Origin of the sequence: Streptomyces clavuligerus (genome assembly GCF_005519465.1) — a bacterium.
In the GTDB taxonomy this organism is placed as follows: domain Bacteria; phylum Actinomycetota; class Actinomycetes; order Streptomycetales; family Streptomycetaceae; genus Streptomyces; species Streptomyces clavuligerus.
Genome location: NZ_CP027858.1, coordinates 6,047,460 through 6,060,263 on the forward strand (window position 1 = coordinate 6,047,460; position 12,804 = coordinate 6,060,263).

At 74.2% G+C, this 12,804-nt stretch carries 12 protein-coding genes; 6 read left to right on the forward strand and 6 right to left on the reverse strand.

What is annotated here, in order from left to right; translation table 11 throughout:
• Positions 1-648: 648 nt before the first annotated feature.
• From ureG to CRV15_RS25610, 3 genes are all read left to right on the forward strand, one after another.
• The gene (gene ureG, locus CRV15_RS25600; protein WP_003959592.1) at positions 649-1,347 is read left to right on the forward strand and encodes an urease accessory protein UreG; all 699 of its coding nucleotides are present in this window, start codon (positions 649-651) and stop codon (positions 1,345-1,347) included.
• Positions 1,344-2,117: an urease accessory protein UreD gene (locus CRV15_RS25605; RefSeq protein WP_003959591.1), complete on the forward strand. Its 774-nt coding sequence runs from the start codon at positions 1,344-1,346 to the stop codon at positions 2,115-2,117. Before ureG ends, CRV15_RS25605 begins: the two co-directional genes overlap by 4 nt.
• A 202-nt stretch (positions 2,118-2,319) precedes the next feature.
• Positions 2,320-3,897: an alpha/beta hydrolase gene (locus tag CRV15_RS25610; protein WP_003959590.1), complete on the forward strand. Its 1,578-nt coding sequence runs from the start codon at positions 2,320-2,322 to the stop codon at positions 3,895-3,897.
• A 60-nt stretch (positions 3,898-3,957) separates the two neighbouring features.
• Here CRV15_RS25610 and CRV15_RS25615 read toward each other — a convergent pair whose 3' ends face one another.
• The gene (locus CRV15_RS25615) at positions 3,958-4,677 is read right to left on the reverse strand and encodes a lysophospholipid acyltransferase family protein (protein ID WP_003959589.1); all 720 of its coding nucleotides are present in this window, start codon (positions 4,675-4,677) and stop codon (positions 3,958-3,960) included.
• A 305-nt stretch (positions 4,678-4,982) separates the two neighbouring features.
• Between CRV15_RS25615 and CRV15_RS25620 the strand changes: the two genes are divergently transcribed.
• Together CRV15_RS25620 and CRV15_RS25625 are read left to right on the forward strand one after the other, a co-directional pair.
• Entirely contained in the window at positions 4,983-6,401 is a 1,419-nt protein-coding gene (locus CRV15_RS25620; RefSeq protein WP_009995388.1) for a condensation domain-containing protein, read from the forward strand.
• Positions 6,398-6,988: a phosphatase PAP2 family protein gene (locus CRV15_RS25625; RefSeq protein WP_003959587.1), complete on the forward strand. Its 591-nt coding sequence runs from the start codon at positions 6,398-6,400 to the stop codon at positions 6,986-6,988. Before CRV15_RS25620 ends, CRV15_RS25625 begins: the two co-directional genes overlap by 4 nt.
• 97 nt (positions 6,989-7,085) lie before the next feature.
• Here CRV15_RS25625 and CRV15_RS25630 read toward each other — a convergent pair whose 3' ends face one another.
• The gene (locus CRV15_RS25630; RefSeq protein ID WP_003959586.1) at positions 7,086-8,174 is read right to left on the reverse strand and encodes a polyprenyl synthetase family protein; all 1,089 of its coding nucleotides are present in this window, start codon (positions 8,172-8,174) and stop codon (positions 7,086-7,088) included.
• Between the two features lie 55 nt (positions 8,175-8,229).
• Positions 8,230-9,306: a polyprenyl synthetase family protein gene (locus tag CRV15_RS25635; protein ID WP_230864095.1), complete on the reverse strand. Its 1,077-nt coding sequence runs from the start codon at positions 9,304-9,306 to the stop codon at positions 8,230-8,232.
• Between the two features lie 470 nt (positions 9,307-9,776).
• Between CRV15_RS25635 and CRV15_RS25640 the strand changes: the two genes are divergently transcribed.
• Entirely contained in the window at positions 9,777-10,289 is a 513-nt protein-coding gene (locus CRV15_RS25640) for an ATP-binding protein (protein WP_004571749.1), read from the forward strand.
• A gap of 72 nt (positions 10,290-10,361) precedes the next feature.
• On the opposite strand, the gene CRV15_RS36040 is transcribed toward CRV15_RS25640, so the two are convergent.
• The 3 genes from CRV15_RS36040 to CRV15_RS25650 form a co-directional block, all read right to left on the reverse strand.
• Positions 10,362-10,520, reverse strand: a complete 159-nt coding sequence (locus CRV15_RS36040) for a hypothetical protein (protein WP_003959582.1) — start codon at positions 10,518-10,520, stop codon at positions 10,362-10,364.
• 118 nt (positions 10,521-10,638) lie between these two features.
• The gene (locus CRV15_RS25645) at positions 10,639-11,589 is read right to left on the reverse strand and encodes a cytochrome c oxidase assembly protein (RefSeq protein WP_003959581.1); all 951 of its coding nucleotides are present in this window, start codon (positions 11,587-11,589) and stop codon (positions 10,639-10,641) included.
• A gap of 116 nt (positions 11,590-11,705) precedes the next feature.
• Positions 11,706-12,731: a 6-phosphofructokinase gene (locus tag CRV15_RS25650; RefSeq protein ID WP_003959580.1), complete on the reverse strand. Its 1,026-nt coding sequence runs from the start codon at positions 12,729-12,731 to the stop codon at positions 11,706-11,708.
• Between the last annotated feature and the right edge of the window lie 73 nt (positions 12,732-12,804).

Here is a 12,804-nt window from a genome sequence, read left to right on the forward strand (position 1 = left end):
GGGGCTGCCCGTCGTCCGAGGGCCGTCCGCTGTCCGAAGTCCTGTCCGACTGCTGGAGGGCTGTCCTCTGTACGAAGCCGCGCTTCACCGCCGAAGGGTTGTGCACGGTCCGGGGCTCCGCCCGGTTGCCGGGGGGCTGCCCGTCGTCCGAGGGCCGTCCGCTGTCCGAAGTCCCGTTCCATGGTGGGAAGCCGCCCGCCGTCCGAGGTTTCGTCCGACTGCTGGAAGGCGGCCACTGTGCGGAGCCCTGCCCGTCCCCCGGTGGGACTGCCGTCCGCCGTCCGGTGCTCTGCCCGACTGCCGGGGCGTCCGCCGTCCGAAGTCCCGTCCGGCTGCTGGAGGGCTGTCCTCTGTACGAAGCCGTGCCTGACCGCCGAAGGGTTGTCCACGGTCCGGGGCTCCGCCCAGTCGCCGGGGGCTGCCCATCGTCCGGAGTCGCGTCCCGTGGTCCGAAGGCTGTCCGCCGTCCGAGGCTTCGTCCGACCGCTGGGGCCGTCCGCCGGCCGAGGCCCGGCCCACGGTCGGAAGCCGCCCACTGCCCGGCCACCGGAAGGCCGTCCCCCCCCCAGCCCCGAAGGCCCGTCCCCACCGGCGGAAGGCCGCCCACCACTCCGTCCGCCCACCTCGCCTCACGCACACAGGAGAGCCATGCACCTCGACGCCGCGCACCACACCCACGCCCCGGCGGTCAGCGCCGACGCCACCCGTCCCGACGGCACCAGACGAGCCCTGCGTGTCGGGCTCGGCGGGCCCGTCGGGTCCGGGAAGACCGCGACCGTCGCCGCGCTCTGCCGGCGGCTGCGCGACCGGCTCTCGCTCGCCGTGGTCACCAATGACATCTACACCCGGGAGGACGCCGAGTTCCTGCTCCGCGCCGCCGTCCTGCCGCCCGAGCGCATCCGGGCCGTCGAGACGGGGGCCTGCCCCCACACGGCGATCCGGGACGACATCTCCGCCAACCTCGAAGCGGTCGAGGAACTGGAGGAGTGCGTCGGCCCGCTGGATCTGATCCTCGTCGAGTCCGGGGGCGACAACCTCACCGCGACGTTCTCCCGGGGGCTGGTGGACCGGCAGATCTTCGTCATCGACGTGGCGGGCGGGGACGACATCCCCCGCAAGGGCGGCCCCGGCGTCACCACCGCGGATCTGCTCGTCGTCAACAAGACCGACCTGGCCCCCCATGTCGGCTCCGACCTGGACCGGATGGCCCGCGACGCCCGGGCCCAGCGCGGCGAGCTGCCCGTCGCCTTCACCTCGTTGACCAGCCCCGGGGGCATCGATCCGGTGGTGGCCTGGGTGGACGCCCGGCTCGCCGAGTGGACCGCCGGAGCCCTGCGGTCCGTATGAGCGCCGACGCCACCGCCCACTCCGTCGCCGCCACCGCACGCGTCGTCGCCACCCGGGAGGGCACCCCCGTACTGCGGAGCGGCGGCCCCTTCGCCCTGCGCCGCACCCGCCCCCGGCGGCCCGGGGCCGGGTCCGGCCGGGCGCACACCCGGGTCACCGTCGTCGGCGCCATGAGCGCGCCCCTCGGCGGCGACCGGCTCGCGCTGGAGGCGGAGGCCCGCGCCGGGGCCCGGCTCGACGTGGACTCCGCCGCCGCGACGATCTCCCTCCCGGGCCGGGACGGCGCCCCCGCCCACTACGACCTCCGGCTGACCGTCGCCGACGGCGCCGAACTGCGCTGGCTGCCCGAGCAGACCGTCCTGGCGCGCGGCAGCGACCTCCGCGCCCGCACCCTGGTCCACCTCGCCCCCGGCGCCCGGCTGGTCCTGCGCGAGGAGTTGGTGCTCGGCCGGTACGGGGAGGAGTCCGGCACCGCCGTCAGCAGGCTCACCGTGCACCGGGCGGGCCGTCCGCTGCTCGACCAGGAACTGGCCGTGGGCCCCGGGGCGCCGCCCGGCTGGGACGGCGGCGCGGTCCTCGGCGGCCACCGGGCCGCCGGTCAACTCCTCGTGGTCGAACCGGCGCCGACGGCCCGGCCCCCCGAACCCCGCCTCCTCGGCGGCACCGCCGTCCTCACCCCGCTCGCCGGACCGGCCTACCTGGTCACCGCCCTGGCCCGGGACGCACGGGAGCTGCGCGCGATCCTCCGGGACGCCGAACCCGCCGACTGAGACGGGGTGTTCGGTGGATACCCCGGAACGGGTAGGGATCAATCGGGGCACAACCGGGCCCCGCTCCCGTCCGTGTACCGCTCAGCGGAAACCTCGCACCGGTTATGGGTTCGGTAAAGAAACATGTGTACGACCTGTCGCTCCCGGCCTCCCAACAGCGAGGATCGGCCCCAGAAACCGACGACCACCCAAGGAGTAACAGGTGAGACGCACAGCGGCGCTGGGCTCGGCCGGAACGCTGATAGCCGGAACGCTCATCGCGGGCGCGCTCGCGGCCCCGGCGGCCACCGCCGAGACCCGCCACGGCGGCTGGGCCGAGGCACGGGGCGTCCAGATCGCGGCCGAACGTGCCGCGGCGAAGGGCGTCGACTGGGCCGACTGCCCGGCCGACTGGGGCCTCGCCAAGCCGATCCAGTGCGGATTCGTGACCGTACCGCTCGACTACGCCCGCCCCGACGGCAAGCAGATCACCCTCGCGGTCGACCGTATCGGCCACACCGGCACCGCCGGTGAGCGCCAGGGCGCGCTGCTCTACAACCCCGGTGGCCCCGGCGGCTCCGGGCTGCGCTTCCCCACCCGGGTCACCAACAAGAACCCGCTCTGGGCGAACGTCGCCAAGGCATACGACTTCGTGGGCTTCGACCCGCGCGGAGTCGGCCGTTCCACCCCCATCTCCTGCGCGGACCCGCAGGAGTTCGTCAAGGCCCCGAAGGCCGACCCCGTCCCCGACAGCGAGGCGGACAAGCGCGCCCAGCGCAAGCTGGCCCGTGAGTACGCGGAGGGCTGCGGCGAGCGCAGCGGCTGGATGCTGTCGCACATGACCACCCCCAACACCGCCCGTGACCTCGATGTCATCCGGGCCGCGCTGGGCGAGAGCAAGCTCAACTTCCTGGGCGTCTCCTACGGCACCTACCTCGGCGCCGTGTACGCGACCCTCTTCCCCGGCAAGGTGCGCCGGATGGTCGTCGACAGCGTGGTCAACCCCTCGCGGGAGAAGATCTGGTACGAGGCCAACCTCGACCAGAACGTCGCCTTCGAGATGCGCTGGAACGACTGGAAGGACTGGGTCGCCCGGAACCACGCCACCTACGGCATCGGCGACACCCCCGCGAAGGTCGAGGCCGAGTGGCAGAAGCTGCGCGCCGCCGCCAAGAAGGCCCCCATCGGCGGGGTCGTCGGCCCGGCCGAGCTGGGTGGCTTCTTCCAGGGCGCCCCGTACTACGACTCCTCCTGGGCGCCGGTCGCCCGGGTCTGGCGCGACTACCGCGCCGGTAACACCCAGGCGCTGGTCGACGCCGCCGGTCCGGACATGAGCGACATCGCGGGCAACATCCGTTCCGAGAACGGCAACGCCGTCTACAACGCCGTCGAGTGCGCCGACGCCAAGTGGCCCACGAACTGGCGCACCTGGGACCGGGACAACACCCGGCTGCACCGTGACTACCCGTTTCTGACCTGGTCGAACGCCTGGCTCAACCTGCCCTGCGCCACCTGGCAGGGCAAGCAGCACACCCCGGTCGACGTCCGGTCGAAGAAGGGCCTGCCGGGCGTACTCATCGTCCAGGCCGAGCGGGACGCCGCGACCCCCGTCGAAGGCGCCTACGAACTCCAGCGGCGGCTCAAGGGCTCGGGCCTGATCCTGGAGAAGGACGCCGGTTCGCACGGAGTCACCGGAATCACCAACTCCTGTGTCAACGAGAAGGTGGACGCCTATCTCCTCCGCGGTGAGCTGGACCGCCGTACGGTGGAGTGCGCGCCGCACCCGGTGCCCAAGCCGTAGCACCCACCGATCCACGGGAAGCGGGGGGCGGCCGTTCCGTACGGCCGCCCCTTCGGGCCCTCAGGACACGCGGCCCCGCAGCGCCCGGCTCGCGCGCGCCTCTTCCGCCGCCTCCGCCTTGACCTCCGCCGCGTACCGGTCCACGTACTCCTGGCCGGACAGATCGAGGATCGCGGTCATGATCTCGTCGGTGACCGCGCGCACCACCGCCCGCTCCCGCTCCAGACCGGCGAAACGGGAGAAGTCCAGGGGCGCGCCGAACCGCACCGTCACCCGCTTGATCCGGGGCACCACCTGACCCGGCGGCTGGATCTCGAAGGTCCCCACCATGGCGCAGGGAATGACCGGAACCCCCGCCCGCAGCGCCATCACGCCCACACCGACCTTGCCCTTGTAGAGCCGTCCGTCGTGGGAGCGCGTCCCCTCCGGATAGATGCCCAGCAACTCGCCCTTGGCCAGCACCCCCAGCCCCTCCCGGATCGCCGCCTGACCGGCCTCCTTGCCCGAGCGGTCCACCGGGATCTGTCCCGCGCTGCGGAAGAACGCGGCCGTCAGCCGCCCCCGCAGCCCCGGCCCGGTGAAGTACTCCGCCTTCGCCAGGAAGGTGATCCGGCGGCGCAGGATCGCGGGCATCAGAAAGTGGTCCGAGAACGACAGATGGTTCCCGGCGACGATGGCCGCCCCGTGTTCGGGGATGTGCTCAAGCCCCTCGATCCGGGGCCGGAACAGCAGCCGCAGCAGCGGACCGAGAACGACGTACTTGAGCAGGTAGTAGAACACGGTGCGCTCCCTGCCCCGGCGGGCGTGCCGGAGACGATTCCCACCAGACGGACGACGGACGGACGGACAGTACGCGGGCAGTTCAGTCTATGACCGCCGCACACCCCCGGACGTGCGCCGCCCGCGCCGGGGGCGTGGCAATGGCGCGATTCGGCGCGGCGGACCGGTGGCGGACGGGCGGCGGCCCCGGAGCCCGTGCCACGGGGTGCGTGCCCTGGCGGTGGCCGGTGGAGTTGTACGGGGCAGGGGCCCGGCCGTGCCCCGGTACCGGCCCGGCCTCGCGCCCCGGCCCAGAAAGAGAGCGCATGACCAGGGACACCGTCCGTGATCTGACCGAGGGGACCCGAAGCGGAGGCACGGGCCCCGCCCCGGCCTGCGGGCCGCCGCCCGCGCCCGCCTTCACGGACCTCCTCTTCGACCGGCTGCACGGGGCAGCTCCCCACCCCGACGCCGGATTCACCATCGGGGTCGCGCTCGTCCTCGAAGGACCGGCCCCCGACCCGGACCGGCTCCGGGAACGGGTCGCCGCGCTGCTGCCCGCGCTGCCCGCCCTCACCCACCGGCTGGAGCACCACCCCCCGGCCTGGGTGCCCGCCGCCCCCGACCTGGAGTGCCACATCGGCGTGGAGCGCCTGCCCGAGGGGCCCGGACGGCTCGACGAGAGGCTGGCGGAACTGCTCCGGGAACCCCTGCCCGACGACGCGCCGCCCTGGCGGCTGGTGCTGCTGCGGCCCGAAGCCCCCGAGGCGCCCGAAGCCCCCGAGGCCCCGGGAGCCGCCGGGCCCACCGGGGCTGCCGGGGCTGCCGGATCCAGGGTCGTCCGCACCGCCCCGGACGACGGCGCCCGGCCCGTTCTCGTCTACCTCACCCACCACGCCCTCCAGGACGGCGGCGCCCTGATCTCCGTCCTGGAGACCCTGTTCGGTCCCCCGCTCCGCCCCTCCCAGCTCTCCGTCCCCGCCCGGCTGCCCCGGCTGCGCCCCGGGGACATCCGGCGCGGCCTCCCCTCCCTCCTCGGCGGCGCCCGCCCGCACCGGGTGTGGAACGCACCCGGCCGGCCCCTCTCCGGCAGCCGCCGCCTGCTCTGGGCCGAACTGCCGCTGGCCCGGCTGCGGCAGGCCGGACGGCACGGCGACTGCGGCGCCAACGACGTCCATCTCGCCGCGCTCGCCCACGCGGTCGCCGCCTGGGCGGCCGAGGAGTGGCCCCCGGCGGCCCGGGCCCCGCTGCCCGTGTTCGTCCCCGTCAGCCTGCGCACCCCCGAGGAGGCGGTGCTCCCCGGCAACCGGCTCTTCCCCGTCCGGGTCGACCTGCCCGGCGGCCCCGCCCCCGCCGCCCGGCGGCTCGCGGACACCGCCCGTGCCACGGCCCCGCTCAAGTCCGTGTCCCACCGGGCCGTCCTGCGCCGCTGCGCCGACGCGCTGCCCACCTGGCTCCAGCTCCGGCTGGCCCGGCGGGTCCAGCGCCCCGGTCTGACCTCGATCGGCAGCTCCTTCCTCCTGATGCGCCACCGGCTGACCGTCGACGGGTCCCGGGTCACGGCGGTCCGGCCGCTGATGTTCTGCCCGGAGCACACCCCCCTGACGGTGAGTCTGATCGCCTACGCCGGAACCGCGTCCGTCTGCTTCCGGATCGACCGGGCGCTCCCCGGCGCCGAGAGTCTGCCCGCGCGCTGGGCCTGCGCGGTCGAGGAACTGGCCGACCCGGTCGGGGCGCCCGGATGACCGGTCTCGCCGCCGCGTCCGCCCCCCGGGTCGCGGCCCGGATCAGCGCCTGGTGCGAGCCCCGGCGGTGGATGCTGGCGGCGGCTCCGCTCGTCGGCTGGCACGCCGACGGGGTCCGCGGCGGGGTCTGGGGGCTGCTGGCCGCCGTCCTCACCGGTGTCGTCCCGCCGCTGTGCATCACGATCGGGGTCCGCCGCAGGCGCTGGGGCGGAGGGCTCACCGAACGCAGGGACCGGCTCGCCGCCGCCCCCTGGATCCTCGCCCCGCTCGTCGCCGGGGCGGTGGCGCTGCCGGTACTGGGCGCGCCCCGTGAACTGACCGCCCTGGTGGTGGCGATGACCGCCGTCCTGCTCGCGCTCGCCGCCATCACCACCGTATGGAAGGTGTCGGCCCACTCGGCGGTCGCGGCGGGCGCGAGCGCCGTGCTCGTCCTGACCTACGGCTCCTGGCTGCTGCCGCTGACGGCGGTGGTCGGGGCGACCGCGTGGTCCCGGCTCCGGCTGGGGCGGCACACCCCCGCACAGGTGGTGGTGGGCGTCACCGTGGGAGCGGCGGTCGCGGGCACCGTCTTCACGCTGCTGCGCTGAGCGCGCCGCCCGGGTCGCTGTCCGAGCCGTCGCCCGAGTCGCTGTCCGAGCCGTCGGCCGGGTCCGGAGTCGGCCCGGCCCCGGCCCGGTCCGCTGCTCAGAAGGTGCGCCGCACGCTCCACAGCGGCAGGGCGGAGAAGAAGGAGACGGCCTCCTCCCGCCATCGGGGCCGCCAGCCGGCCGCCTCGTCGGACGCCTCCCGCGCGTACCGCAGCATGGTCGCGCGCAGCCGTTCGTCGACGCCCGCGCGCCGGGCCAGGGCGCCGATCTCCGCGATCGTGGCGTCGTCGCACCCGGGGTCGCCGAGCGCCGACTCCACCCGCTTTCTGTCGGCCCCGTCGACCCCGGCCAGCAGCGCGTTCACGGCATAGGTGCGACGGCCGTCGCGCAGATCCGTGCCCACGGGCTTCCCGGTGACCGCCGGGTCGCCGAAGAGGTCGAGATAGTCGTCCCGCATCTGCTCGTAGATCCCCACGAGGACCGCGTACCGGCGCAGCTCGCCCGCGTACGGCTCCGGGTCCTCGCCCGCGGCCAGCAGTCCGAGACGCAGCGGTGCGAGGATCGAGTAGCGCGCGGACTTGAACTCCGTGACGGTGTGCAGGAAGTCGTCGCCCGGCAGCGGCGGAACATCCCGTTCCAGATCGAGGAACTGGCCGAGCACGGTCTCGGCCGAGGCCCGCGTCTGCTCCTGCGCCAGGGCCAGCCGCAGCCCGTCGGGGAGCGGTGCCTCCAGCAGGACCTGGACGGAGAGAAAGGCGGCGAGGTCCCCCGCGAGCACGGCGAGCCCCACCGCCGTCCGCTCCTGGCCGGGGAATTCGGCCCGGTAGGCGTAGTACACCGACGGGGCGCCGCGGCGCAGCGGCGCGTCGTCCACGATGTCGTCGTGCACCAGGCCGTGGGTGTGCAGCAGTTCGACGCTCAGCGCCGCCTCGTCGAGCCCCGGCACCTCCGCGTCGGTCACCAGCCGGGCCGCCTCGTGGAGCAGGGCGACCCGCAGCCGCTTTCCGCCGCGCAGCGACTGGTCCCGCAGCAGTTCCACACAGCGCGCGGGGAACCGTCCCGCCGTGAACGGGCCGGGGGCGGCGGCGAGCCGGTCGAAGTACGCCGCGAAGAGCGGGTCGAACCGCCGCCGGTGGGCGGCGATCCGCTCCCGTGCTCCGGCGGCGGCCACGGTGGTCTCGTGCACGGCGGACCTTTCTGGGGCAGCGGCGGCAGCGGGTGAGGCGCGGGGAGGAGCGGGCCTAGGCGGTGTACTGGGTCGCGGTGACGGCCAGTCGGCGCAGGGCCTCGGTCGCCCGCTCCGGCAGCGCCGCCCCGGCCAGGACCTCCAGACATCGATCGTAGCGGGCCGAGATCATCCGTTCGACGCCGTCCCGTGCCCCGGTGGCCTCCAGGATGGCGCGGATCTCCGCCGCCCCGGTCTCGTCCAGCCGGGCCCGGCCCACCAGTGAGCGCAGCCGGACCCGCTGCCCGGGTCCCGCGCCCGCCATGGCCAGCGCCAGCAGCACGGTGTGCTTGCCCTCCCGCAGATCGTTCAGCCCCGGGGCGCTGCGGCCGTCGGGGGAGCCGAAGACGTCCAGCAGATCGTCCCGGAGCTGGAACGCCTCGCCCAGCGGCACCCCGAACTCCGTGCAGAAACGGTGCGTCTCCTCGTCCCCGCCGCCCGCCGCCACCCCGAGCTGGAGCGGGCGCTGGATCGTGCCCGCCGCGGTCTTGTAGCGGATGATGCCCAGCGCCGCCTCGATGTCGTCGTCGAGCCGTTCGGTGCCGAGCAGATCCCGGTACTGCCCGAACATCACCTCGGCCAGCATGGTGTCGTTCACCCGGTGCACCGCGGCCCGGCGCGGGGTGTCCAGCTCCGCCGTGTGCAGCAGTTCCTGGCACCAGATCAGCGCCAGGTTCCCGGCGAGCAGGGCCTCGCCCGCGCCCAGCCGGGCCGCGCTGTCGTGCCCCACATGGCGGGCGGCCAGCGCCCGGTGCACCGCCGGACGGCCCCGGCGCAGCGCGGAGTCGTCGATGATGTCGTCGTGGATCAGGACGAAGGTCTGGTACAGCTCCAGGGAGGCCGCCACCGGCAGCACGGCCGCCGGGTCCTCGTCGCCCCCGGCCGCGTGCCAGCCGACCACGCACAGCAGCGGGCGCAGCCGCTTGCCCCCGGAGGCCAGGAAGTCCCGCAGGATTCTGACGACTTCCGGCGGATGGCCCGCCCCCGACGCGGCGGCGGCCTTGGCGGCGAGGAACTCCTCCACCACCTGTTCCACCTGATCGCGCACGACGGTCAGATCGATCGGCTCGGCGGTGTGGACGAGAGCGGTCATGGCGGTCACCTTCCAGTGCGGGCCCGGGGCACGGCGGGTGTCGGCCGCCCGGGGAACCGGGTCGTGGACGCCCGCGTCCGGTCCGGCGACCGGCTGGTACGGGCCGCACACCGGGCGCCCACGCAGGGTGAACGATCCCCCTGCCCCGAGGACACGACCGGGAACGTACGGAAATGTCCGCGCGGCGGCCGGGACGGTGAGGCGGTCGGGACAGGGCGGCGGCCGGAGCGGGAACCGGGGCGGAACCCCGGAGATCCGGGCCGGGATGTCCCGCCGCGCGGACCCCGCCTCCGGCGTGTCCGCGCGGCGGCCCCGCTGTCACCCGCCCGGCCGCCGCCGTCCGGGCCGCCCGGGCGGCGTTCGGGGGATCGGGCTACGCTGACGGTGACCCAGAAGCGATCGACGGTGACTCTTCGTGATCTGAACCCGCACCCGAAGGACCGGAGCGGTCGCGGTGAGGAGCCACGGTCATGCACATTCGGACCGCCTGCCGGTACACCATGGAGGTACGGGCGAGCAGCGAGCGCATCCCCCGCATCGGGCGCATTCTCGCGGCGCATCTGCGGTACTGGAAGCTCGACGGCCATGTCGAGCCCGTCTGCCGGGCCGTCGGCGAACTGCTCGGCAATGTGGTCGAGCACGCCGAGGGCGACAAGACCGCCCGGGTGGAGCTGCGCTGGGACGGGCGCCGGCTGACCGTGTCGGTCGCCGACGGCGATCCCCGGCTGCCCCGGCTCACCAGCGCGGGACCGGCCCGGGGCGGCCTCGCGGCCGTCGCCCTGCTCAGTGAGAGCTGGGGGACGTGCGCCACGGCGGACGGCAAGGTGATCTGGTTCAGCCGCCGGGTGAGCCGGGCCGGACATGCCCCGCTGACCGGCCGGGACCCGCTGACCGGCCGGGACCCGCTGCCCGCCGCGGGGGAGGGCCGACGGCCGTCCGACGTGAGCGGGGGCCGGGAGCTGTCCACCGCCGCCACCGGCTGACCCGGCCGGCGCCGCGCCCGCCCGCGGAACGGCTCGTACCGCCCGTCCGGGGCCGGGTCGCCCGGTACGGGGTCAGGCGCCCCGGGAGGCCATCACTCCCAGCGTCACCAGGCCGAGGATCACCCAGCCGAACCAGAGCCAGCCATTGCTGCCGAGTGCCACGGTGTACCCGGTGACGACCACCAGACTCGCCACCGTCAGCACACCCATCGCCTTCGTGGAACCCGACATCCGCCCTCCTCGGGACGACACGACCACGGCCCTCGGAGGTCATCGTCACCCGGCGGCCGGGTTCCGCGCCACCGCCGGGCGGCACGGACCGCCCGGGGTGACCGCGCCGGGCGGGCGGCTACGGGCGGCGGGTGTGGAGCGAGGCCAGATACGCGTTGTACGCCTCCAGCTCCTTGTCCCCGTCCCGGTCGGCGGCGCGGTCCTTGCGCCGGGCCTGCCGCTCCTCGGAGCGGTACCACTGGAAGACCAGCGCGAGCAGCACCAGCACCGAGGGGATCTCACTGAACGCCCAGGCGATCCCGCCCGCGGCGTGCTGGTCGGACAGCGCGTCGATGCCGAGCGAGGCCGGGGGGGAGGCGTACGAGCCGACCATCGGTTCGCTCGCCATCATCAGCGCGATACCGAAGAAGGCGTGGAACGGCATGCCCGCGAACAGCTCCAGCATCCGCATCACATAGCCGGGCCGGTGCGGACCCGGGTCCACCCCCATGATCGGCCAGAAGAAGACCAGACCGGTGGCGAGGAAGTGGATCATCATCGCGACATGCCCGGCCCTCGACTCCATCAGGAAGTCGAAGAGCGGGGTGAAGTAGAGCCCGTACAGGCTCGCGATGAACAGCGGAATGGTGAACGCGGGGTGCGTCACGATCCGCATATAGCGGCTGTGCAGCAGCGCGAGCAGCAGCTCACGGGGGCCCGTGCGGCCCCGGCCCGCCACCGGCAGCGCCCGCAGCGCCAGGGTCACCGGCGCGCCGAGCAGCAGCAGGATCGGCGAGACCATGCTGATGATCATGTGCTGCACCATGTGCACGCTAAACATGACCATGCCGTACTCGTTCAGCCCGGTGCACATCGCCAGCAGTACGGTCAGCACCCCGGAGACGAAGAACAGGGTGCGGCCGAGCTGCCAGGAGTCACCGCGCCGACGCAGCCGCAGCACCCCCCAGCCGTAGAGCGCGAGGGCCAGTAGACAGCCGGTCAGGAAGAATGGGTCCGGCGCGAACTCCAGCCCCCGCCCCAGCGTGAACGGCGGCAGCTCCATCGAACTGCCGTGGCCGCTGTGATCCATCCGCCGGCTCCTGATTCGTACGGGATTGTGCGCTTGCCGGGGACCAGCGTAGAGCGGCCCCCGACCGCGCACGCGACCGGGGGCACCCTGGCGTCAGCCGTCGGAGCCGGTGCGGCTCAGAGCACGCACTCCGCCTCGGCGTAGCGCTCGGCCGGGACGGTCTTCAGCGTCTCCACGGCATGGGCCAGCGGCACCGTGGTGATCTCCGTGCCGCGCAGCGAGGTCAGCATGCCGAACTCGCCCCGGTGCGCCGCCTCCACCGCGTGCCAGCCGAAACGGGTGGCCAGGACCCTGTCGTACGCGGTCGGGGTGCCGCCGCGCTGCACATGGCCGAGGATCACCGGACGGGCCTCCTTGCCGAGGCGCTGCTCCAGCTCGACGGAGAGCTGCCGGGCGACACCGGCGAAGCGCTCATGGCCGTAGATGTCCTTGCCGCCCTCGTCCCAGGCCATGGTGTTCTCGCGCGGCTTGGCGCCCTCGGCGACCACGACGATCGCGAACCGCTTGCCCGCCTCGAAGCGCTCGCCGACCCTGCGGGTCAGCTCCAGGATGTCGAAGGGCCGCTCGGGGACCACGATGGCGTGGGCCCCGGCCGCCATGCCGGAGTGCAGGGCGATCCAGCCCGTGTGGCGGCCCATGACCTCCACGATCAGCACCCGCTGATGGGACTCGGCGGTGGTCTTCAGCCGGTCCAGGGCCTCCGTCGCCACTCCGACGGCGGTGTCGAAACCGAAGGTCACATCGGTCGCGGCGATGTCGTTGTCGATGGTCTTGGGGACCCCGATGATCGGCAGCCCCGCCTCCGAGAGCAGGTGGGCCGCCTTCAGGGTGCCCTCGCCGCCGATCGGGATGATCGCGTCGAGCCCCAGCTCCGCGACATGGCTGCGGGCCCGCTCCACACCGTCCCGCAGATCCCCGGGGCGCACCCGGGAGGAGCCGAGAACGGTGCCGCCCCGGGCGAGGATGCCGCCCACCGCGTCCAGGTCGAGCTTGCGGTAGTCGCACTCCAGCAGTCCGCGCCAGCCGTCGTGGAAACCGATGACCTCGTCACCGTGGTCGACGACCGCGCGGTGCACGACGGAACGGATGACGGCGTTCAGACCGGGGCAGTCCCCGCCGGAGGTGAGCACACCAATACGCATTGCCCGGAAACCTTTGCAACGTGGGCCGACACCCGGACCACGTCGTCCGGTTGGATCGGCCACACCCTACCGG

What these genes read in the sequence shown, in the direction of transcription:
- CRV15_RS25650 (WP_003959580.1), bottom strand. Translation starts at nt 12,731, where the DNA reads ATGCGTATTGGTGTGCTCACCTCCGGCGGGGACTGCCCCGGTCTGAAC.
- CRV15_RS25625 (WP_003959587.1), top strand. Translation starts at nt 6,398, where the DNA reads ATGACCGGTCTCGCCGCCGCGTCCGCCCCCCGGGTCGCGGCCCGGATC.
- CRV15_RS25605 (WP_003959591.1), top strand. Translation starts at nt 1,344, where the DNA reads ATGAGCGCCGACGCCACCGCCCACTCCGTCGCCGCCACCGCACGCGTC.
- CRV15_RS25645 (WP_003959581.1), bottom strand. Translation starts at nt 11,589, where the DNA reads ATGGATCACAGCGGCCACGGCAGTTCGATGGAGCTGCCGCCGTTCACG.
- CRV15_RS36040 (WP_003959582.1), bottom strand. Translation starts at nt 10,520, where the DNA reads ATGTCGGGTTCCACGAAGGCGATGGGTGTGCTGACGGTGGCGAGTCTG.
- ureG (WP_003959592.1), top strand. Translation starts at nt 649, where the DNA reads ATGCACCTCGACGCCGCGCACCACACCCACGCCCCGGCGGTCAGCGCC.
- CRV15_RS25640 (WP_004571749.1), top strand. Translation starts at nt 9,777, where the DNA reads ATGCACATTCGGACCGCCTGCCGGTACACCATGGAGGTACGGGCGAGC.
- CRV15_RS25620 (WP_009995388.1), top strand. Translation starts at nt 4,983, where the DNA reads ATGACCAGGGACACCGTCCGTGATCTGACCGAGGGGACCCGAAGCGGA.
- CRV15_RS25635 (WP_230864095.1), bottom strand. Translation starts at nt 9,306, where the DNA reads ATGACCGCTCTCGTCCACACCGCCGAGCCGATCGATCTGACCGTCGTG.